The sequence below is a fragment of the Microvirga sp. Mcv34 genome (genome assembly GCF_024519725.1).
Classification (GTDB): Bacteria; Pseudomonadota; Alphaproteobacteria; order Rhizobiales; family Beijerinckiaceae; genus Microvirga.
Genome location: NZ_JALJRK010000040.1, coordinates 18415 through 38836, shown reverse-complemented (window position 1 = coordinate 38836; position 20422 = coordinate 18415). Strand labels below are relative to the sequence as shown.

The window sequence follows — 20422 nt, the reverse complement described above, 5'->3', positions numbered from 1 at the left end:
CCACAGGTTCAGGCGCCCTACCGACGACGGAAAGCCGATCAGGCGGCCTTGCCGCAGGCGATCAGCAGTTTCTGCTTCAGGTCGTGCTGGGCGAAAGGCTTCTGCAGGACCGGACGGTCGCGGAAGGCGTCGCGGATCCCGGCGCTGCCGTAGCCGGTCGAGAAGACGAACGGGATCGAACGCTGGGCCAGGGCCTCGGCCACCGGATAGATCGGCTCGCCCGCGACATTCACGTCGAGAATCGCCAGATCGACCTGTTCGCGCGCCACCGCGTCCAGGGCTGCCGACAGCCTGGCTGCCGGTCCGATCACCTCGCAGCCGAAATCGAGAAGCATGTCTTCGAGGAGCAGAGAGATCGCGGCTTCGTCCTCGACCACAAGGATACGCAGGCCGTTGAGATCTCCATCGCTCGTTACGCTGTCGGTCACGGGATCACTTTCTTTCACGCCGGGATGCTGGCCGATCGTCCAGCAAAACACGGAACAAGATGAGCCGGATCGTCCGGACTTCAAGGCTGGAATCAGGTGGTTCTATCACTTTTGCGTATCTGTGCAAAAGTCGGGGTGACGCGTGATATCGTTCCCGTGGGATCATAGAGCGATGGTCCGCTTTTGCCTAGATATCTCCCGGCTAAGGAATTGCGACGATGCGGGCCGGCGATGCCTCTTGCGGAGAAGGCATCTTATCCCGAATAATCGGCTTATGTTCTCGCGTGTTTGCCCCTGTACCATCATGATCGCCTCCGCATCGGATCGAAACCATGCCTAGGCGGCCCCCCAAAGCACCCGTTCTCATCGTCCTGCATCAGGAGCACTCGACCCCAGGCCGGGTCGGGCGCCTGCTCCTGGAGCGCGGCTACCGTCTCGACATCCGTCGGCCCCGGTTCGGCGACCCGCTGCCCGAGACGCTCGCCGAGCATACGGGAGCGGTGATCTTCGGCGGCCCGATGAGCGCCAACGACCCGGACGATTTCCTCAAGACCGAGATCGACTGGATCCAGGTGCCGCTCAAGGAGAGCAAGCCCTATCTCGGCCTGTGCCTGGGTGCCCAGATGATGGCGAAGCATCTCGGCGCCCGCGTCTGGGCCCATCCCGAGGGCCGGGCCGAGATCGGCTATTATCCCCTGCTGCCGACGACGGCCGGGGAAGCCCTGAGCGAGGATTGGGGCGTGCCCTGGCCGAGCCATGTCTATCATTGGCACCGGGAAGGCTTCGACTGTCCTGCCGGGGCCGAGACCCTGGCGACGGGCGACGACTTCCCAACCCAGGCGATCCGGGTCGGCGAGAAGGCGTTCGGCCTCCAGTTCCACCCGGAGGTCACCCACGCCATGATGTGCCGCTGGACGGTCGTGGCCGAGGAGCGGCTGGCCATGCCGGGCGCGCAGGACCGGGTCCGCCAGCTCGCCGGGCGCTTCCAGCACGACCCTCACGTCTCCCGCTGGCTCGACCGGTTTCTCGACCATTGGCTCGATGACAGAGTGTAAGAGTTCCGATGATGAAGACCCCTGTTTTGGCGAGTGAACGCCTGTGCTTCTACGAATGGGAGCCCGAGGACTTTCCTCTTCTGGTCACCCTTCATGATGATCCGGAGGTGCAGCACTTTCTGCAGATGGGCGATCCGCCCTGGGATGACATGTTTCTCCAGGCGAAGTTCGAAGGTTTTCGCACGGATTACGCGGTCCATGGTTGGACCAAATTTAAGGTTACTGACCGGCAGGGGATGTTTATCGGCCGGGCTGGATTCGGGAGATTTGAGAAAACCCAGGAACTTGAACTCGGCTACACCTTCATGCGGTCGCTCTGGGGCCAGGGTTATGCGACGGAGGCTGCCAAGGCCTTGCTAGAGTGGATTTACAGAGTCGAAACTCTCGATCACGTCATTGGGTTCGCGGTGGCCGAGCATAGAGCTTCCCGCAAGGTTCTGGAAAAGGTCGGGATGGTGTTCACCGGCATTCATGACGTGGATGGCATCGCCAATGCGTTCTACCGCCACAACCGTCCGGTCTGAGCATTTCAAGCCGCTTAAATCCCGAGCTCTAGGTCGCGTCGAATTCGAAGGGCGAGACGCCGCGCTTCATTTCGTCGACGATCAGGGCGTGCATGAGGGGCGGGGCAGCGCGTTGCGGGCAGGCGGCGCGCTCGCACAGGCGGCAGTTGATACCGATGGGGGTCGCATCCGCCGAGGACAGGTCGAGGCCCCGCGCATAGACCAGGCGGTGGGCGTATTTCAGCTCGCAGCCGAGGCCCACGACGAATTGGGGATCGGGCGCTCCCCAGGGGTTGAAGGCACGCTTTACTGTGCGGGCGATGGAGAACCAGCGCGAGGAATCCGGCAGTTCGATCACTTGCGTGGCTACCTGTCCCGGGGTCCGGAAGGTGGAATGCAGGTTCCAGAGCGGGCAGGTGCCGCCGAACTGGGAGAACGGGAACCGGCCTGAGGAAAAGCGCTTCGAGACGTTGCCGGCTGAATCCACCCGCACCAGGAAGAACGGGATGCCCCGGGCGCCGGGGCGGGCCAGCGTCGTGAGCCGGTGCGCCACCTGCTCGAAGCTCGCGCCGAAGCGGGCGCCCAGCACCTCCACGTCGTAGCCGAGCGCTTCCGCGGCCGCGTGGAACCGGCCGTAGGGCATCATGAGGGCGCCGGCGAAGTAATTGCCGAAGGAGACGCGCAGCAGGCGCCGGGCGGGCCCGTCCACCGGCTCGAGACGGATCGCGAGCGCATCGATGGTCTCGCGCATCTCGGCGAAAGCCAATTGGTAGGCGGCCTGGAAGGTCCTTCCAGAGGGATCGACAAGTTCGGATATCAGGAGCTGGCGCCGGTGATGGTCGTAGCGGCGGAGTGAATCCGGCATCACGTCGATGGGCATGACGCGCACGCGGATCCCGTGCCGGGCATGCAGGCGCTCGGCGATGGCGAAGAAGGGCTCGTGGCCGGTCAGGGCGAGATCCGACGCCAGAGCCTCGGCGGCCTCGTCCAGCTCGGCGAAATGGTTCCTGGCCTCGTGGATCAGCTCCCGGACCCGGTCGACCGGATTGACCTGAGGGGCATCCTCGGCCCGGTCCCGATCGCTGAGGCTCGGGGTCACGGCCTCGCGGGCCCCGCGCAGGGCCTGATAGGCCCGGTAGAGCCGGTTGATGGCGTCGACCAGGGAGGGTGCGCTCTCCACGGTCTCGCGCAGTTCGAGCCGGGCCACCGGGGTGGAGCGGAACAGCGGGTCGGCGAAGACCTCCTCCAGCTCCGAGACGGTGCGCTCGTGATCGTCGTTGGCGAATTCGCGCGGGTCGAGCTGATAGGCGTGGGCGAGCCGGATCAGCACCTGGGCGGTGATCGGGCGCTGGTTGCGCTCCATCAGGTTCAGGTAGCTGGGGGAGAGCCCGAGCTCCTCGGCCATGCGGGACTGGCTCATGTTGAGCTCCCGCCTCAGCCGCTTGAGGCGGGGACCTACGAAAAGCTTTCTGCTCTCATCCATATTGTAAATCTTTTTACAAGTTTACACGACCAGCCGAGTCAAAGCTTTACAAGGCGACTTTTCTTTTGAAATCCGACGTTGAAACAAACGCTTCTTCGCGGATTATACCGTCAAGACGTCCTGCTGCTCTGCAACAATTCTGGCCTGCAGGAGAGTTTTGTCAAGAAATGTAAAAGAAAGGATCGCCATGACCAGCCAGCCGAACCCGGGTTCCCTGCAGGACCTGATCCCCGCCGCTCCCGAGGGGCGCTTCGACGGCATCCGCAGGCCCTACTCGGCCGAGGACGTTGCCCGGCTGCGCGGATCCTTCCCCATCGTCCATACCTTGGCCGAGCGCGGGGCCCAGCGCCTGTGGCAGCTCCTGCACGAGCGCCCCTATGTCCATTCGCTCGGCGCCATGACGGGCAACCAGGCCATGCAGATGGCGCGTGCCGGACTCGAGGCGATCTACCTCTCGGGCTGGCAGGTGGCGGCGGATTCGAACGTGGCCGGGGCCATGTATCCCGACCAGTCGCTCTACCCGGCCAATTCCGGCCCCGAACTGTGCCGGCGCATCAACCGCACCTTCCAGCGGGCCGACCAGATCGAGCATGCGGAGGGCGGCGCCAAGCGCGACTGGTTCCTGCCCATCGTGGCGGACGCGGAGGCCGGCTTCGGCGGACCGCTCAACACCTTCGAGATCATGAAGGCCTATATCGAGGCCGGCGCCGCGGGCGTGCATTTCGAGGACCAGCTCGCCTCGGAGAAGAAATGCGGCCATCTCGGCGGTAAGGTGCTGATCCCGACCTCCGCCCATGAGCGCAACCTCATCGCCGCGCGGCTCGCCGCCGACGTGATGGGCACCTCGACCCTGATCATGGCCCGCACCGACGCGGAATCGGCCAAGCTCATCACCTCCGACGTGGACGAGCGCGACCGGCCCTTCATCGAGCCCGACAGCCGCACCCCGGAAGGTTTTTATCGCCTCAAGGACGGCACCGGACTCGACCATTGCATCGCCCGTGGCCTTGCCTATGCGGAATTGGCCGACCTGCTGTGGTGGGAGACCTCGCATCCCGATCTCGACGATGCGCGCAAGTTCGCGGAAGCCGTCCACAAGCGCTACCCGGGCAAGCTCCTGGCCTATAACTGCTCGCCGTCCTTCAACTGGAAGAAGAAGCTCGACGACGCCACCATCGCCAAGTTCCAGCGCGAGCTTGGCGCCATGGGCTACCGGTTCCAGTTCGTGACGCTCGCCGGCTTCCACCAGCTCAATTACGGCATGTTCGATCTGGCGAGCGGCTACCGCGACCGGGGCATGGGCGCCTATTCCGAGCTCCAGGCCCGCGAATTCGCCGCCGAGGCCGACGGCTACACGGCCACCCGCCACCAGCGCGAGGTCGGCACCGGCTATTTCGACCAGGTCTCGGTGGTCATCACCGGCGGCAAGTCCTCCACGACGGCGATGGCGGAATCCACCGAGACCGCGCAGTTCCAGAATCCGGCCAAGCTCCAGGCGGCCGAGTAACGCAACACCTCGAACCCTTTGCACCAATGGAGACCGATATGATGAAGTCACGTTTCTGGGTGGTCGGCGGCGAGTACACCTCCTGCGACTGCGAAACCATCGTCCAGGGCACCGAGCGGGTCGTCGGCCCCTTCGACAGCCGCACCGAGGCCGAGCGCACCTGGCGCACCCTGTCCGAGGACCATCGCCCGCAGGCTCAGGTCCGCTTCACCATCGCCCAGGAGCCTCCGTCGACCCTGAGCGCCTGAAGAGGCCCAAGCATCGGACCCAAAAGTGGACTTGCACTTTTGGGATCCATCCGATGCTGCTTTTAGCTGGGCGTATCGTCTGGAGCGGAAAACCGGCACCACTTTTCCGCACGATACGCCCGGGCCGCTGAAACGGTCGCCCCGCCGGAGGACGAAAATTCCTTCGGCGGGATCTTTTGCCGTCACACGAAGTTTTTGTGCTCCGGCCTCATTCTTCCGGAGCCACCCCCCTGCCGAAACGGCTCGACTGTCCTAAAAACAGCCGGGCAAGGTTTCTCAAGGGGTTCCGCATGAAGACCGTCCTCACATCGCTCACCTTTGCCGCCGCGCTGGCGCTCGCCGGGGCGGGCGCCGCCAGAGCCGACGTGGTCGTCTCGTCGAAGATCGACACGGAAGGCTCGGTCCTGGGCAACATCATCCTGCTGACCCTTGAGGCCAACGGCATCAAGACGCAGGACCGGATCCAGCTCGGGGCGACCCCAGTGGTGCGCAAGGCGATCACGTCGGGCGAGATCGACATCTATCCCGAATATACCGGCAATGCGGGTTTCTTCTTCAACAAGGCGGACGATCCGGTCTGGAAGGACGCGGCCAAGGGCTTCGAGACAGCCAAGAAGCTCGATTACGACGCCAACAAGATCGTCTGGCTCGATCCCTCGCCGGCCAACAACACCTGGGCCATCGCGCTGCGCAAGGACGTGGCCGATTCCAACAAGCTGAAGACCCTGTCCGAATTCGGCCAGTGGGTCACGAAGGGCGGCAAGGTGGTGCTGGCGGCCTCCGCCGAGTTCGTGAATTCGGACGCGGCCCTGCCGGCCTTCCAGAAGACCTACAACTTCAAGATGAAGCCGGAACAGCTCATCGTGCTCTCCGGCGGCGACACGGCCGCGACCATCAAGGCGGCCGCCGAGCAGACCAACGGCGCCAACGCGGCCATGGTCTATGGCACCGACGGCGGCATCGCCCCGTCGGGTCTCACGGTGCTCGAGGACGATAAGAACGTGCAGCCGGTCTACGCTCCGGCGCCGATCATCCGCGAATCCGTCCTGAAGGAGAACCCGAAGATCGCCGAGATCCTGAAGCCCGTCTTCGCCTCCCTCGACCTCACCACGCTCCAGGGCCTCAACGCCCGCGTCCAGGTCGGCGGCGAGCCCGCCAAGGCGGTGGCGACGGATTACCTGAAGTCCAAGGGTTTCCTGAAGTGATCTGAGGTTCCGGTTTTGGAGACGGCTATCAACCTCTGACCTCATCCTGAGGAGCCTGCGCAGCAGGCGTCTCGAAGGATCATCCAGCACGCACTGGAAGCGCCCTCGTCCTTCGAGACACCGCCTCCGGCGGCCCTCAGGATGAGGGCTCAGGGACGAGCCTGCTTATGAACCAGACTTTCAGGATGAGGACTCGGCAAGCAGAAGGATGAACCGTATCCTCATGACCCAGACGGTGCGATAAGGGCCGGAAATTTTGTGACGACGTTTTCTTCCCGAACCATCGCGCCCGGCATGTCCTCGTTGCGTTCTTCCCTGTCCCTGGATCGGCTCGGGAGCGTGATCGCCGTCCTGATCGGCGCCGCGCTCTTCGCCTCACCGTTCGTCATCTACCGGGCCAACCGCATCGTGGCCGGCGAGGGCCGGATGCTGGCCGATGCGCTGCCGCCTTCAGGCTCCGTCGGCGTGATGGTCCTGGCCCTCGCCGTAGCAGGGTGCGCAGCCCTTGTCCGCGCGCCGCTGATCCGCCTCGCGGCCGCATCCATCGGCCTGTGCGCGATCTTTCCCGCGGTCGGCTGGTCGGCGGGATTCATCACCCCGCCCGGCAACACCTTCGCACGCGTCTCGCCCGCCCTGGGCTTCTGGCTCCTGGCCCTGGCCTTCGCGCTGCTGGCCGCCGATGCGCTGACGCGGCTGCGTCTCTCTCCCTGGGCGCGGCTTGCCGCCCTCGCGGTGGCGGCGGGCGCGGTCGCGCTGCTGCTCGTCTCGGGCGCCTGGAACGATCTCTCCCTGCTCAAGGAATATGCCGGCCGGGCGGACACCTTCTGGCGCGAGGCGCGCCAGCACCTGTGGCTGGCGTTCGGCTCGATGGCGGCCGCCTGCCTCGTCGGGCTGCCGCTGGGCATTCTCGGCCATCGCGTCCCGCGCCTGCGCAATGCGATCCTCCAGGTTCTCAACGTCGTCCAGACCGTTCCGAGCATCGCGCTCTTCGGCATCCTGATCGCGCCGCTCGGCTATCTCGCCGCCCATGTGCCGCTGGCGGCCGCCTTGGGGATTCGCGGCATCGGGGCCGCGCCCGCCTTCATCGCGCTGTTTCTCTATTCCCTGCTGCCGGTGGTCGCCAACACGGTCACCGGATTGAGGCAGGTGCCGGCGGCCGTCATCGATGCGGCGCGCGGCATGGGATTGTCCGCGCGCCAGCGCCTGTGGCAGGTGGAACTGCCCCTGGCGCCGCCGGTCATCCTCACCGGCATCCGCATCGTGCTGGTGCAGAATCTCGGATTGGCCACGGTGGCGGCGCTGATCGGGGGCGGGGGCTTCGGCACCTTCGTGTTCCAGGGCATCGGCCAGACGGCCATCGACCTCGTGCTCCTGGGGGCGATTCCCACCGTCGCCCTGTCGTTCGCCGCCGCCATCATTCTCGATGCGATCATCGATCTGACCAGACGAGGCTCTCCATGATCGAGATCGAACATCTCTCCAAGCGCTATGCCGAAACAATCGTGGTCGACGACGTGTCCCTCCGAATGGACGAGGGAACGATCACCGTGGTGGTCGGCACGTCGGGCGCGGGCAAGTCGACCCTGCTGCGCATGATCAACCGGCTCGTGGAGCCGAGCGAAGGCCGCGTGCTCATCGACGGCCAGGATACCATGGCGATCCCGGAGGATCAGCTGCGCCACCGGATCGGGTACGTGATCCAGGGCTACGGATTGTTTCCTCACCGCAATGTCGCGGAGAACATCGCCACCGTGCCGCGCCTGCTCGGTTGGGACAAACGGCAAATCGCGGCCCGCGTCGACGAGCTGCTCGACCTGTTCCAGCTCGACCCGGCGGAATTCGCCAACAAATTCCCGCACGAGCTCTCTGGTGGGCAGCAGCAGCGCGTCGGCGTCGCGCGCGCCTTGGCGGCGAAGCCCGCGGTGCTGCTGATGGACGAGCCGTTCGGCGCGCTCGATCCGGTCATCCGCAGCAAGGCGCAGGACGATCTCGTCGCCATCCAGCGCCGTCTCGGCACCACGGTGGTGCTCGTCACGCACGACATGAACGAAGCATTCCAGCTGGGCGACAGGATCGCCGTGATGGATCAGGCGCGGCTCCTGCAATACGCGACGCCCGCCGAGCTGCTCACGCGCCCGGCGGAGGCCTTCGTCGAGCAGCTCGTGGGAACGGCGGAAAGGCCCTTCCGTCTCCTGTCTTTGCTGAAGGTGCGCGAGGCCATCGAGCCCGGACCGGCCGAGGGCGAGCCCGTGTCCGTCACCGATACCCTGCGCGATGCCCTCTCGCGGCTGATCTGGACCGGCCGGGAAGCCTTGCCCGTCGCCGATGCATCGGGCGCCCTCGTCGGTCGCGTCAGCGTGAAGGGCATCGTGGCGCACGGGCGGTCCGCTCCATGAGCGCGCCCTCGCTTCTTTGGCGCGGGGCGGCGCTGGTCCTGCTGCTGCTCTTCATCACGGCGCCGCAGCTTTTCGCCTTCGCGTTCGAGCCGCTGACCGTGAACGGCGCGCCGGCGATCTACAACCAGGGCAGCCTGCTCTCCCTGACGCTGTCGCACTTGCGCATCGTGTTCCTCGCGACGCTGGCGAGCACGATCCTCGCGCTCGGGCTCGGCATCTTCGTCACGCGTCCTTCGGGACGCGAGTTCCTGCCGCTGTCGCGCAGCCTGGTGAATATCGGCCAGACTTTCCCGCCGGTCGCCGTTCTGGCGATCGCCGTGCCGCTCGTCGGCTTCGGCGAGAAACCGACTTTCATCGCGCTGTTTCTCTACGGACTCCTGCCGATTTTCGAGAACACGCTCACGGGTCTGATGGAAGTCTCGCCGCAGACGCTCGACGCCGCCAAAGGCATGGGCATGAACCCGCGCCAGCGGCTGTTCCAGGTGGAGCTGCCGCTCGCGCTTCCTGTGATCCTCGCGGGGATCCGCCTCTCGGTGATCATCAGCCTCGGCACCGCCACCATCGGGTCGACGGTGGCGGCCAAGGGGTTGGGCGAGGTCATCATCGCGGGCCTCCAATCCAACAACGTTGCATTCGTGCTGCAGGGCGGTTTGGTGGTTGCGCTGCTCGCCGTTCTGATCCACGACGGATTGGGAATGGCCGAGCGGCGCGTGTCCGCGAAGCTGGGTCGCGCTGCCGACGAGGTGTCATGACGCTTCTCGAACGACTGAAGATCGAAACCCGTGACGCTCACGACCGGATCGAGGCCGCCATGGATCTCGACAGCCGGATCGCGTCGCGAGAGGCCTATACGGACCTGCTGATCCGCTTCCATGGATTCCACGCGGCCTGGGAAAGCGCGGCCGCCGATCGGGCGCCCGACCGGGCCTTCTTCGAAAGCCGCTGCAAGACCCGTCTTCTCGCCCGGGATCTCGAGGCGCTAGGACTAAAATCTGAGGACATCATCGGTTTGCCACAATGCCGTCCTCTCATGCCCCTGCCGGCGCCCGAGGCGGTGCTGGGCAGCATGTATGTGGTCGAGGGCTCCACGCTCGGCGGCGCGATCATCGCGCGCGAAGTGGAGAACCGGCTTGGACTGACGGCGGAAACGGGCTGCGCCTATTTCCGCAGCTATGGACGAAATGTTGCAGCCATGTGGAAGTCGTTCGGCGCAGTGCTCCTGGAAGCCTCGTCGCCGGAGGCCGACGATCTGATCGTCGGGGCCGCACGAGACACCTTCACCGTAATGCATGATTGGCTGTGCGAGACCCCATGACTGAGCAATTGCAAGATATCGACCTGACCGCCTGCGAGCGGGAGCCGATCCACATTCCGGGCAGCATCCAGCCGCATGGAATTCTTCTCGCGATCAACCTGTCAGACAGGACGATCGCCTATGCGAGCGCCAATGTCGCGGAGATCTTCGGCTTTCAGGCGGCCGATGTGCTCGGCCGGCCCTTCACCCAGGTTCTGCCGGCCCTGAGCGCCGAGTTCGACGCGCAGCTCGCCGATCCGCCGACGGCGGGAAACACCCGCTTCGTCCGCACCATCCGGGTCAGGACGACGCAGGACGAGCGCGTCTTCGAGACGGCGGTCTCCCGCTCGGGCGATTGCGCGATCCTCGAACTGGAGGAGCCTCCCGTCGATGCGGTCTCCAGCATCGACGCGCTCTATCCCACCCTGCGCCGTTTCGTGGAGCAGCTGCAGGGGGCATCCACCATCGAGGTTCTGTGCGGACTGGCCGCGCAGGACATCCGCCGCATGACCAGCTTCGACCGGGTGCTGATCTACCGCTTCGACGAGCAGTGGAACGGCACCGTCGTGGCCGAGGACCGCAACGAAGTGCTGCCGTCCTATCTCGACCTGCGCTTCCCGGCCTCCGACATCCCGGCCCAGGCGCGCGAGCTCTACCGGCGCAACCGCCTGCGCATCATTCCCGATGCCGGCTACACGCCCGTGCCCATCCAGTCGCGCGATCCAGCGCCGCTCGACCTGGGCGACTCGGTGCTGCGCAGCGTTTCGCCCGTGCATCTCGAATACATGCGCAACATGGGGACGCTCGCCTCCATGTCGATCTCGATCCTGCGCGACGGCGAATTGTGGGGTCTGATTTCTTGCCACAACAAGGAGCCGAAGCGGGTCTCGCTCCAGGTGCGCAACGCCTGCGACTTCCTCACGCAGATCTTCTCGCTGCAACTGGAGGCGCGGGAGAACACGATGCTGGCCGAGGACCGCGTGCGCCTCGGCGCCGTGCAGACGCGGCTTCTCGCCCATATGGCGGCCGAGGAGCATTTCATCGCGGGCCTCGTGAACCACCCGGGTGACCTGATGATGCTCGCCGGCGCGCAGGGCGCGGCCGTCGTGACGCAGGACCATTGCTGGTGCCTCGGCCGGGCTCCCGACAAGGACCAGGTCAGGGCGCTCTTCCATTGGCTCTCCGAACACCAGCAGGCGGACGTCTTCGCCACCGACGACCTGTCGGAGGTCTATCCGGCGGCGAAGGCTTTCGTCGACAAGGCGAGCGGGCTTCTCTCCATCTCGATCTCGAAGGTGCATTCGAGCTACGTGCTTTGGTTCCGCCCGGAGGTCGTGCAGACGGTGAAATGGGGCGGCAATCCGCAGAAGCCCGTCCAGGAGGAGGCCGGATCCTTAAGGCTTCATCCCCGGCGCTCCTTCGAGATCTGGAAGGAGACGGTGCGGGACCGCTCCCTGGCCTGGGACCGGAGCGAGGTCGAGGCGGTCAAGGAGCTGCGCAACGCCATCGTGGGCATCGTGCTGCGCCGTGCCGAGGAGATGGCGTCGCTGACGGAGGAGCTGCGCCGCAGCAACAAGGAGTTGGAGGCCTTCTCCTATTCGGTGTCCCACGACCTGCGGGCCCCGTTCCGCCACATCGTCGGCTATTCCGAGCTTTTGAAGAAGCAGGAAGCGGGCGGGATGTCCGAGAAGGGCCAGCGCTACGTCGACACGATCATCGAGGCCGCCTACACGGCCGGAACCCTGGTGGACAACCTGCTGCGCTTCTCCCATATGGGCCGCACGGCCCTGAAGCCCCGGCCGGTGGATGTGGGCCGCCTGGTCGACGAGATCAGGCAGAAGCTCTCGGCCGAACAGGGCGACCGCCGGATCCAGTGGGTCGTCGGGGACCTGGCTCCCGTGAACGCCGATCCGGTGCTGATCCGGCTGGTCTTCGAGAACCTGCTCGACAATGCGGTCAAGTACACCCGCCCCCGGGACAAAGCGCGCATCGAGATCGGCTCCGTCCGCAAGGATGGGGAGACCGTCTATTTCGTACGCGACAACGGCGTCGGGTTCGATATGAAGTACATCGACAAGCTGTTCGGCGTGTTCCAGCGCCTGCATCGCATGGAAGAATTCGAAGGAACCGGGATCGGGCTGGCCAATGTCCGCCGGATCGTCGAAAGACATGGAGGCCGGGCCTGGGCCGAAGGGGCGCTCGACAAGGGAGCGACCTTTTCCATCGCCCTGCCGGATCAGAACGAAGGAGCCGCGTGAATGGCGGAGCTGAAACCGATTCTTCTGGTTGAGGACAACCCGAAGGATCTCGAACTGACGCTGGCCGCTCTGGAGCAGAGCCAGCTCGCCAATGAGGTCGTCGTGGTGCGCGACGGCGAGGAGGCGCTCGACTTCCTCTATCGCCGCGGCGCCCATGAGAGCCGCAACACCAGCGACCCGGCCGTGGTCCTGCTCGACCTCAAGCTGCCGAAGGTCGACGGGCTCGAGGTGCTGGAGAAGGTCAAGGCGGATCCGCACCTGCGGCAGACGCCGGTCGTCATGCTCACCTCCTCGCGGGAGGAGAGCGATCTCGTGCGCAGCTACGAGCTCGGCGTGAACGCCTTCGTGGTGAAGCCCGTGGGCTTCCGCGAATTCTTCGATGCGATCCAGGACCTCGGCGTGTTCTGGGCGATCCTCAACGAGCCGCCGCCGCGGCGCAACGGCGCTTAAAGGCTGCCGATGGACAAGACTTCCGTCATCCCATCCGACCGGGTGCTGCGCATCCTCCTCCTGGAGGACAGCGCGCTCGATGCCGAGTTGGTGGCGGAAACCCTGGCCGATGCCCAATTGCCCGTCTCGATCGAGCGCGTGGTCTCGGCGGACGATTTCACCAGGGCCGTCCGCGACGGGACCTGGGACCTCATTCTCGCCGATTACCTCCTGCCCGCCTTCAACGGTCTGCACGCGCTCGAGATCGCCCGGGAGATGTCCCGGGCCACGCCGTTCGTCTTCGTCTCCGGCGCCCTCGGCGAAGAGGTCGCCGTCGAGGCCCTGAAGCGTGGGGCGACGGATTACGTCCTCAAGGACAAGCTCGACCGGCTGCCCGCCACCGTCCTGCGCGCTCTCGCCGAGGCCCGGGAACGCGGCGAGAAGAAGCGGGCGCAGGATGCCCTGCAGCAGATGCTCGACCAGCGCACGGCGCTCCTGCACGAGCTCGACCACCGGGTGAAGAACAATCTCCAGCTGCTTCTCTCCCTGATCGGTATCGAGTTCCGCCAGACCGAGGACGGGCCCGCGCGCCAGGCTCTCGGGCGCATGAAGGAGCGCATGCAGGCGCTCGCCGCCGCGCATCGGGACCTCTACGACGGGCAGGGATCGACGCGGTTCGACGTGTCGCGTTTCGCGAAAGGCTTGTGCGAGGAACTCACCGAATCCATTCCGGGCGTGAGGATCACGCCGGAATTCGAGATCGACACAGTGGAGGTCGAAGCGTCGAAGGCCGCTTCCATAGCGCTCCTGTTCAACGAGATCGTCGTCAATGCGCTCACCCATGCCTACAAGGAGCGCAAGGGCAAGCTGAAGCTCCTGTTGCGGATCCTGGACGGCAGGCTGGTCTTCCAGGTCGCCGACGACGCCTTCAGCCTGGAGGAGAAGCAGCACGCGAAAGACAGCGCCTCCGGGACCATTCTCAAGGCTCTTGCCCGCCAGCTCGATGCGGACGTGGAATGGCCGCTCGACGATCCCGCCGTCCTGGTGCGTGTCGCCATGCCGGTTCAGGATGGCGGCTAGATGATCGGGCGAAGATCATATTCCGTGAAAGCGGCCCGGGACCTGTCCCAGGGCGCCCGGACCTCGTTGCGCCAGGTGCTGTGGGGATTGGTGCTGGTGCTCGCCCTGCCGACCATGCTGGTGGCGGCGGCGGGCCTCTACTCGGCCTACCGTTCCGAGCGGCGGGCCATCGACCTGCGCATGCAGGAGACGGCGCGCGCGCTGAGCCTGTCGCTCGATCGCGAGATCGAGAAATTCGTGGTCGCCCTGCAGGTTCTGTCCCGGGCGCCCAGCCTCGCCCGGGGCGAGTTCGACGTCTTCTACCGCTTGGCGGAAAGCACCAATCTCGCGGACCCCTCCTGGGTCGCGCTCTCCGAACCCGGCGGCCGCATCATCCTCAACACCCGCGTGCCTTACGGGGTCATTCTGGCGGACAGCAAGCGCCCGGACGTGCTGCGGCGCGTCGCGGAAACCCGCAAGCCCTATGTGTCGGATCTCTATGTAGGGTCGCTGACGGGACAGCGGCTCATCACCATCGATGTGCCGGTGATGGTCGACGACCGCGTCGCCTACGTCCTCTCGCTCGGGATCACGCCGGACGTCTTCCAGAACATCATCCGCGACCAGAGGGTCGCGGACCACTGGAACGCCGCCGTGCTCGACCGGAGCCGGATTCTCGTGGCGCGCTCGCGGGCGCCGGAGCGCTTCGTCGGGCAGCCGGCCAGCGCCAATGTCCAGGAGGCCCTGGCGGCCCAGCCGGAAGGTCTTCTGCGGAGCGTGACGCTCGACGGCATTCCGGTGCGCACCTATTTCAGCCAGTCGCCGACCTACGGCTGGTCCTTCGTCATCAGCATCCCGGAAACGGAGCTGGCGAAATCGGCCCAGCGCTCGCTCTTCTGGCTCACGATTCTCGGAGCGGTCATCCTCGGCGGCATCCTCCTGGCCGTCCTGCTCTCGCGCTCCATCTCGAAGCCGGTCGACCGGCTCGTGACGGCGGCCCAGTCCCTCGGCCGCGGCAGCGAAATCACCGATCGGGCCACCACGCGCGTGCTCGAATTCGACACGATCAAGAAGGCGCTCGTGGAAGCGGCCACGGGCATCCGCAAGCACGAGCGGGAGCGGGAAGAGGTTCTCGCCCACATGGCCGAGAGCGAGGCGCGCCTGCGCCTGGCGCTCAATGCGGGGCATCTCGGCTCCTGGGAGCTGGTCCCGTCCACGGGAGTGTTCACCACATCGGCGATCTGCCGCGCGAACTTCGGGCGCGGGCCTGACGAGCCTTTCTCCTATGCGGATCTCGTTGCATCGATTCATCCCGCCGACCGCGCCGGGCAAGCCGAAGCGGTCGCACAGGCGCTTGCGAACCGTGCGGATCTTCACATGGAGTATCGCGTGCTCTGGCCCGACAGCAGCGAGCATTGGATCCGCGTGAGTGGCCGGATGAGGAACGGTCCGGATGGACAGCTGTCCATCGTCGGCGTGTCTCAGGACATCACCGAGCGCCGTCTGGCGGAAGAGCGGCAGGCGCTTCTGCTGCACGAGCTCAACCACCGGGTCAAGAACACGCTGGCGACCGTCCAGTCGATCGCCTCGCTGACCCGACGCTCTGCCGACAACAGCGATCCCGCCGCGTGGAACGCCTTCATGGACCGGCTGCACGGCATGGCGAAGACCCACGATCTGCTCACGGCTACCCATTGGCAGGGTGCGCTCCTGGAAGACGTGCTGAAGAACGAGCTGGAGCCCTATCAGGACGGCATGCGGCAGCGCATCCGCCTGCGCGGCCCGCGCATCAATCTGCAGCCGGGCGCCGTCCTCGCCCTGGGGCTCGCCGTGCACGAACTGGCGACGAACGCCGTCAAATACGGCTCTCTCTCGGTCCCGGACGGCAAGGTGCATGTGATGTGGGCCGTCACGTCGGGGAGCGGACAGCCGGCGCTTCTCGTGGAATGGGTCGAAAGCGGCGGCCCGCTGGTGAAGAAGCCCGAGCGCCAGGGCTTCGGCTCCAAGCTGATCCAGCGCGGTCTCGCGCAGCAGCTCGGCGGCGAGATCAAGCTCGATTTCGCCCCCGCGGGCATCCGCTGCGTCATCACCTTCCCGATCTCGACCATGACGTCGGACCAGACTGGCCCGGGCGAGGCCCAGGAGCGCTATGCGTCGTGAAGGATAAGGCTTCTGCCGTGTCATCCTCAGGCCAAGTGAAGTGAGGGAAGGGGATCCACGTGCACTTCGACGCAACGGCCCTCCCCCGCACAACGTTCGACGGGGATGACAGGGTTGCGTTAAAGTGCCATCCCGGCTCAACCCTGGAACTAATCTCCTCTCATCCGGTGCCCTCATGACGACGACCCGCGACAAGCTCGAATCCATTCTGGCGCGCCTGGACGCGCGCAGGGACGACGAACGGGTGTTTCTGCGCGTCTACGAGGATGCGGCGCGGATCGCCGCCGATGCGGCCGATGCGCGGCGTCGCGCGGGTCTCTCGCTTGGTCCGCTCGACGGCGCCATCGTGTCGATCAAGGACCTGTTCGACGTGGCGGGCGAGACGACCCTCGCGGGCTCGATCGCCCTGCGCGACGCGCCTCCCGCCGACAAGGACGCGATCATCGTGCGCCGCCTGCGTCGGGCGGGCGCCGTCATCCTGGGCAAGACCAACATGGTCGAGTTCGCGTTCTCCGGAATCGGCCTCAATCCCCATTACGGTACGCCCGGCAATGCGACGGACCCCTCGCGCATTCCGGGCGGCTCGTCCTCGGGAGCGGGCGTCACGGTGGCGGAGGGCACGAGCGAGATTTCCATCGGCAGCGATACCGGCGGCTCGGTGCGCATTCCGGCGGCCCTCAACGGCGTCGTCGGGTTCAAGCCCACCGCGCATCGCGTTCCGCTCGACGGCGCGTTTCCGCTCGCACCCAGTCTCGATTCGATCGGGCCGCTCGCGCGCGATGTGCAGGCCTGCGCCTTCACGGACGCCGTCATGGCGGGCGAGGAACCGCGCCTCTTGACTCCCCATTCCCTGGCGGGCCTTCGGATCGGCGTACCGCGCGGGCGCCTGTTCGGGCAGACGGAGCCCCTGGTGGAGCAGGCCTTCGAGGCCGCGTTGGCGCGCCTGTCCGGAGCCGGGGCGCGGATCGTCGATCACGGCATCGAGGATCTGCTCGACGCCATGAAGGACAACACCGTCACGTCCTCGATCGCGTCCATCGAAGCGTCCGAGGTTCACGCGGATTGGCTCGAGGCCAAGGTCGCCGAGATCGACCCGCGCGTGCATTGGTGGATCGCGCGCAGCGGCAAGGTGCCTGCGCCGATCTATATCCGCATGCTGCGCCGCCGGCGCGCGCTCATCGCCGCCATAGACGAGCGCCTGTCACCTCTCGACGTGCTGGTGCTGCCGGCCACCGCCATTTCGGCCCCTCTGATCGCCCCGCTCGAGGCCGACACCAAGCTCTACAACAAGACCGATGATCTGATCCTGCGCAACACCACGTTCGGAAACCAGTTCGACCTCACCGGCATCTCCCTGCCGATCCCCGGCACGGAGCGGCCGGTCGGGCTCATGCTGGTGGCGCGCCACGGCCATGACCGGCGTCTCCTCGACATCGCCGCAAGCGTCGAGACCCTGCTGGGTCAGGGGGTGTGAGCGGCACGAAACCGGAGAACGGCGCGTTATGCCCATTCCGATCCGTCCGGCGAGAGACACGACGATGCGCCTCTTCTTCCTCTGCCTCGGCTATGCGAGTCTCGCGCTCGGCATCATCGGCATCTTCCTGCCGGTCCTGCCGACGACGCCGTTCGTGCTCCTGGCGGTCTGGTGCTTCGCGCGCTCCAATCCGGCCTTGGCCGAGAGGCTCTACAACCATCCTCGCTTCGGCCCTCTCCTGACCACGTGGCGCGATCAAAGGGCCATCCCGCGTCACGCCAAGATCTATGCGCTGACGACGCTCGCCCTGTCCTATGCGCTGATTCTGTGGCTGACGGAAAGTCGCGTTCTTCCCGTTGTGCTCGCGGCTATCATGGGCAGCGTCGCGCTCTATATCGCGACGCGCCCGACGCCGCGGGATCGTGCCGGCGTCCTGGTCACGGACGCTCCCGATCGTTAGAGCAACGCACGTGAAACCGCACTCACGTCCGATGCTCTCATGTTTTGGTTTGACGCATCTTTCGACGCAAAACCGGTTCTCACTTTTGCGCTCGGTGCTTTAGGATTTCATGCGATTTTCGACAGAAAAACCAGGTGCTGCAAGGCTATATAAGAGCTTTATCTATGCAGAGCTTCTCATGTTTGGCCAAGGTTGTGCCATGTTGCGGCCCAGGTTCCGGTTACGCTGCAAGCTGCACGATTGAAGGAGCCAGATCATGCGCAGTCTCAGCCTGTCGGTTTTCCTGCTCGCTTCCGCCGCAATGCTTGCGCCGCTTCTGATCGCCATGGCCTATGCTGTCAGTATTCTGGCTTCAGCTTTGATGTTTCCTTGATCTAAGGCCACGTATCCCGTTTTCATTGAACCATTGCCGACAGTCATACCGTTTCTTGTTTGGAACCGCGTTTTATGGGCGGGCGTTGGAATGCGATTGTTGAATAGGACATTATCTGATGCGAAAAATCGTTTTCCTGGCCATTGCCACATTGGGTTCTAGCCTTCTCGTCTCTTCTCCCTCCTTGGCCCAGCCGCAGCTCCAGTTCGGAATCGGGCCCGATGGTCGTCCGCAGATCGGCGTGCGCGATCCCGAGCAGGAGCGCTATGAACGTCGCGAGCGCTGGCGCGAGCGTCGGGAGGAGGATCGCAACCGCGCCTATGAGGCGGGCCGTCGGGACGCGCTGCGTGAGGGACGCCGCTACGGCTATGAGAGCCGCTGCCGCAACATCATCATCCGCGAAGAGGACGATTGGGGACGCACTGTCACGCGGCGGGTCCGCCGCTGCGACTAACGGTCAGTCCGATTATCCGGCGCTGATACATGGGCGATGCCCACATGGGCAATGTCATGCGCGGGGATTTGCGATTTCCGCCGTGAGCTTGGGAAGCTCCTTGGTCATCCACTCCACCATCTGATCGCTGGTCTTCAGATGCGCCGGCATGGGGATGAACGGGCCATGGGATTCGTAGATCGCCACCGGATCGCGTGCGCCCAGGATGGGATCGAGATCATCGTCGATTTCCGGCGTGATGGTTCTGCCGCCGAACCACGTGAGCAGCAGCAGGAGCATCCCGATGGCGCCAGCCAGAACGACGAGCAAGGATATTGCCAAGTCTGCCACTGCTGGTTCTTTCCCTGAACTCCGAAGCGCGTCTTGCTTGAGGGAGAAGCCTACCACCGAAAGACCCGCGCTCCAATGTCGTAAAGCACGTGGCAAAAAGGTGCATTCGCGCGGTTTTTCGCAGGTGCGAGGAACCGGGTTGAAGACCTTGAGGTTGAACTTGCAATCGCCTCACGGCCGCTTATCGCCATGAGGAATGCGCAGCGATTCCTGTCGGATGGGAGGCGCTCATGAGAACCTATTACGTGTTCCGGTCCAAGATGACCCCCGAGCTGCGCGGCTTCGCCGACAACGAGGCGGGCGAGACCTTGCCCGCCGACCAAGGCCCCTGGGAACTCGACCGCCGGATCGGCCCCGACGACGAGTGGAATCTCGACGTGAGCCGGGCCGTCGTGGCAGCGGGTATCATCGAGAACGGCTCCTATCTCTGGGGGCCCATCAACCGGACGGCCGCCTGGCACCCGGTGATCGAGAGCGACCGCGTGGAAGGCACCGCCGTCTACGACCCACGGGGCACGCAGATCGGCACCATCAAGCGCCTGCTGATCGAGAAGGTGAGCGGCAAGGTTCTCTACGTCGACATGATCTTCGGCGGCTTCCTGGGCATCGGGGTGCATCACCATACGATTCCATGGGACAAGCTGTCCTACGACAAGGACCTCGAAGGCTACCGCACCGACGTGACCGAGGCCCAGGTCCAGGGCGCGCCCGCCTTCTACGGCGACGACCAGGTCTGGCCGGACCGCAAGCGCGAGCAGGAGCTGCGGGATTACTGGCACGACATTCCGAGAGGGCCGATCTGACAAACGCGCCGCCAGCGTGTATTCGTCCGCAGTGCCGATTACCGATTATAGTTGTTTTCGAGCCTGCCTTGGTTTTGCCCTGAGAACCGAGCGTCGAGATCTTTATGAATTCATTCCATGAAACGTAAATCGAAGTAACGCGTTTGTCTCCCAACGACAATACGTGGAGATGGAATGATGAAGAAGTCCGTTTGGCTCCTGGCGGCCGCATTGATCGGTTCGAGTGTCGTCGTCTCGACGCCTTCATCTGCTCAAGTACAGTTCGGCATCGGCCCTGACGGCCCGAGCGTCCGCGTCGGTCCGGATCGCGACCGCCACGAGCGCCGCTATATCGAGCACCGGCGCGTCTACGACCGGGACGACCTGTCGACCGGCAGCATCGATCGTTGCCGGACCGTGGTGATCCGCGAGGAGAACGACGACGGCGATACCGTCACGCGCCGCATCCGCCGCTGCCGTTAAGCCTCACGATCCCATCCAACCAAGGTCCGGGAGGAGCCTGA

At 65.2% G+C, this 20422-nt stretch carries 21 protein-coding genes; 18 read left to right on the top strand and 3 right to left on the bottom strand.

Annotation, left to right across the window (positions count from 1 at the left end; all coding sequences use genetic code 11):
• Positions 1–38: 38 nt before the first annotated feature.
• Complete coding sequence (locus OC446_RS19440) at positions 39–428, bottom strand: response regulator (RefSeq protein ID WP_262030669.1); 390 nt, start codon at positions 426–428, stop codon at positions 39–41.
• Between the two features lie 332 nt (positions 429–760).
• Between OC446_RS19440 and OC446_RS19435 the strand changes: the two genes are divergently transcribed.
• Positions 761–1483, top strand: coding sequence for a glutamine amidotransferase (locus OC446_RS19435; RefSeq protein ID WP_262030668.1), 723 nt, complete (start codon positions 761–763; stop codon positions 1481–1483).
• A gap of 8 nt (positions 1484–1491) precedes the next feature.
• Positions 1492–2007 (top strand): GNAT family N-acetyltransferase, encoded by a 516-nt coding sequence (locus tag OC446_RS19430; protein ID WP_262030667.1) that lies wholly within the window; start codon positions 1492–1494, stop codon positions 2005–2007.
• Positions 2008–2035: 28 nt separating this feature from the next.
• Here OC446_RS19430 and OC446_RS19425 read toward each other — a convergent pair whose 3' ends face one another.
• A complete protein-coding gene (locus OC446_RS19425; RefSeq protein ID WP_262030666.1) occupies positions 2036–3469 on the bottom strand; it encodes a short-chain fatty acyl-CoA regulator family protein in 1434 nt (477 codons plus the stop codon).
• A gap of 187 nt (positions 3470–3656) precedes the next feature.
• On the opposite strand from OC446_RS19425, the gene aceA reads away from it, so the two are divergent.
• From aceA to OC446_RS19355, 14 genes are all read left to right on the top strand, one after another.
• Complete coding sequence (gene aceA / locus OC446_RS19420) at positions 3657–4976, top strand: isocitrate lyase (RefSeq protein ID WP_262030665.1); 1320 nt, start codon at positions 3657–3659, stop codon at positions 4974–4976.
• Between the two features lie 38 nt (positions 4977–5014).
• Positions 5015–5224, top strand: a complete 210-nt coding sequence (locus tag OC446_RS19415) for a hypothetical protein (protein WP_181050716.1) — start codon at positions 5015–5017, stop codon at positions 5222–5224.
• Between the two features lie 290 nt (positions 5225–5514).
• Positions 5515–6429 (top strand): ABC transporter substrate-binding protein, encoded by a 915-nt coding sequence (locus tag OC446_RS19410; RefSeq protein ID WP_262030664.1) that lies wholly within the window; start codon positions 5515–5517, stop codon positions 6427–6429.
• Positions 6430–6723: 294 nt separating this feature from the next.
• On the top strand, positions 6724–7890 hold the full coding sequence (locus OC446_RS19405; RefSeq protein ID WP_262030677.1) for an ABC transporter permease: 1167 nt from the start codon (positions 6724–6726) through the stop codon (positions 7888–7890).
• Positions 7887–8825, top strand: coding sequence for an ABC transporter ATP-binding protein (locus tag OC446_RS19400; protein WP_262030663.1), 939 nt, complete (start codon positions 7887–7889; stop codon positions 8823–8825). Before OC446_RS19405 ends, OC446_RS19400 begins: the two co-directional genes overlap by 4 nt.
• Entirely contained in the window at positions 8822–9577 is a 756-nt protein-coding gene (locus OC446_RS19395) for an ABC transporter permease (RefSeq protein WP_262030662.1), read from the top strand. The genes OC446_RS19400 and OC446_RS19395 overlap by 4 nt, the downstream gene beginning before the upstream one ends.
• Positions 9574–10140, top strand: a complete 567-nt coding sequence (locus tag OC446_RS19390; RefSeq protein ID WP_262030661.1) for a biliverdin-producing heme oxygenase — start codon at positions 9574–9576, stop codon at positions 10138–10140. The genes OC446_RS19395 and OC446_RS19390 overlap by 4 nt, the downstream gene beginning before the upstream one ends.
• Positions 10137–12377, top strand: coding sequence for an ATP-binding protein (locus tag OC446_RS19385; RefSeq protein ID WP_262030660.1), 2241 nt, complete (start codon positions 10137–10139; stop codon positions 12375–12377). The genes OC446_RS19390 and OC446_RS19385 overlap by 4 nt, the downstream gene beginning before the upstream one ends.
• Entirely contained in the window at positions 12378–12827 is a 450-nt protein-coding gene (locus tag OC446_RS19380) for a response regulator (RefSeq protein WP_181050710.1), read from the top strand.
• 9 nt (positions 12828–12836) lie between these two features.
• Entirely contained in the window at positions 12837–13886 is a 1050-nt protein-coding gene (locus tag OC446_RS19375; protein WP_262030659.1) for a sensor histidine kinase, read from the top strand.
• Between the two features lie 24 nt (positions 13887–13910).
• Positions 13911–16025, top strand: a complete 2115-nt coding sequence (locus OC446_RS19370; RefSeq protein WP_262030658.1) for a sensor histidine kinase — start codon at positions 13911–13913, stop codon at positions 16023–16025.
• A 175-nt stretch (positions 16026–16200) separates the two neighbouring features.
• Positions 16201–17499 carry an amidase gene (locus OC446_RS19365; protein ID WP_262030657.1) on the top strand — a complete coding sequence of 433 codons (1299 nt, stop codon included), beginning with the start codon at positions 16201–16203 and terminating at the stop codon, positions 17497–17499.
• A gap of 64 nt (positions 17500–17563) precedes the next feature.
• Entirely contained in the window at positions 17564–17959 is a 396-nt protein-coding gene (locus OC446_RS19360) for a YbaN family protein (RefSeq protein WP_262030676.1), read from the top strand.
• A gap of 491 nt (positions 17960–18450) precedes the next feature.
• The gene (locus OC446_RS19355) at positions 18451–18786 is read left to right on the top strand and encodes a hypothetical protein (RefSeq protein ID WP_262030656.1); all 336 of its coding nucleotides are present in this window, start codon (positions 18451–18453) and stop codon (positions 18784–18786) included.
• A 54-nt stretch (positions 18787–18840) separates the two neighbouring features.
• Here the strand turns inward: OC446_RS19355 and OC446_RS19350 are convergent, their stop codons facing one another.
• Positions 18841–19107, bottom strand: a complete 267-nt coding sequence (locus OC446_RS19350; protein ID WP_262030655.1) for a hypothetical protein — start codon at positions 19105–19107, stop codon at positions 18841–18843.
• Positions 19108–19346: 239 nt separating this feature from the next.
• On the opposite strand from OC446_RS19350, the gene OC446_RS19345 reads away from it, so the two are divergent.
• Both OC446_RS19345 and OC446_RS19340 read left to right on the top strand, forming a co-directional pair.
• A complete protein-coding gene (locus OC446_RS19345) occupies positions 19347–19919 on the top strand; it encodes a PRC-barrel domain-containing protein (RefSeq protein WP_262030654.1) in 573 nt (190 codons plus the stop codon).
• 174 nt (positions 19920–20093) lie between these two features.
• Positions 20094–20381, top strand: a complete 288-nt coding sequence (locus OC446_RS19340) for a hypothetical protein (RefSeq protein ID WP_262030653.1) — start codon at positions 20094–20096, stop codon at positions 20379–20381.
• Positions 20382–20422 lie beyond the last annotated feature (41 nt).

Excerpts from the sequence above, each read along its gene's own strand:
- OC446_RS19395 (WP_262030662.1), top strand. The coding sequence starts at position 8,822 with ATGAGCGCGCCCTCGCTTCTTTGGCGCGGGGCGGCGCTGGTCCTGCTG.
- OC446_RS19360 (WP_262030676.1), top strand. The coding sequence starts at position 17,564 with ATGCGCCTCTTCTTCCTCTGCCTCGGCTATGCGAGTCTCGCGCTCGGC.
- OC446_RS19410 (WP_262030664.1), top strand. The coding sequence starts at position 5,515 with ATGAAGACCGTCCTCACATCGCTCACCTTTGCCGCCGCGCTGGCGCTC.
- OC446_RS19405 (WP_262030677.1), top strand. The coding sequence starts at position 6,724 with ATGTCCTCGTTGCGTTCTTCCCTGTCCCTGGATCGGCTCGGGAGCGTG.
- OC446_RS19435 (WP_262030668.1), top strand. The coding sequence starts at position 761 with ATGCCTAGGCGGCCCCCCAAAGCACCCGTTCTCATCGTCCTGCATCAG.
- OC446_RS19400 (WP_262030663.1), top strand. The coding sequence starts at position 7,887 with ATGATCGAGATCGAACATCTCTCCAAGCGCTATGCCGAAACAATCGTG.
- OC446_RS19355 (WP_262030656.1), top strand. The coding sequence starts at position 18,451 with ATGCGAAAAATCGTTTTCCTGGCCATTGCCACATTGGGTTCTAGCCTT.
- OC446_RS19425 (WP_262030666.1), bottom strand. The coding sequence starts at position 3,469 with ATGGATGAGAGCAGAAAGCTTTTCGTAGGTCCCCGCCTCAAGCGGCTG.
- OC446_RS19380 (WP_181050710.1), top strand. The coding sequence starts at position 12,378 with ATGGCGGAGCTGAAACCGATTCTTCTGGTTGAGGACAACCCGAAGGAT.
- OC446_RS19340 (WP_262030653.1), top strand. The coding sequence starts at position 20,094 with ATGATGAAGAAGTCCGTTTGGCTCCTGGCGGCCGCATTGATCGGTTCG.
- OC446_RS19385 (WP_262030660.1), top strand. The coding sequence starts at position 10,137 with ATGACTGAGCAATTGCAAGATATCGACCTGACCGCCTGCGAGCGGGAG.
- OC446_RS19375 (WP_262030659.1), top strand. The coding sequence starts at position 12,837 with ATGGACAAGACTTCCGTCATCCCATCCGACCGGGTGCTGCGCATCCTC.
- OC446_RS19345 (WP_262030654.1), top strand. The coding sequence starts at position 19,347 with ATGAGAACCTATTACGTGTTCCGGTCCAAGATGACCCCCGAGCTGCGC.
- OC446_RS19430 (WP_262030667.1), top strand. The coding sequence starts at position 1,492 with ATGATGAAGACCCCTGTTTTGGCGAGTGAACGCCTGTGCTTCTACGAA.
- OC446_RS19390 (WP_262030661.1), top strand. The coding sequence starts at position 9,574 with ATGACGCTTCTCGAACGACTGAAGATCGAAACCCGTGACGCTCACGAC.
- aceA (WP_262030665.1), top strand. The coding sequence starts at position 3,657 with ATGACCAGCCAGCCGAACCCGGGTTCCCTGCAGGACCTGATCCCCGCC.
- OC446_RS19365 (WP_262030657.1), top strand. The coding sequence starts at position 16,201 with ATGACGACGACCCGCGACAAGCTCGAATCCATTCTGGCGCGCCTGGAC.
- OC446_RS19415 (WP_181050716.1), top strand. The coding sequence starts at position 5,015 with ATGATGAAGTCACGTTTCTGGGTGGTCGGCGGCGAGTACACCTCCTGC.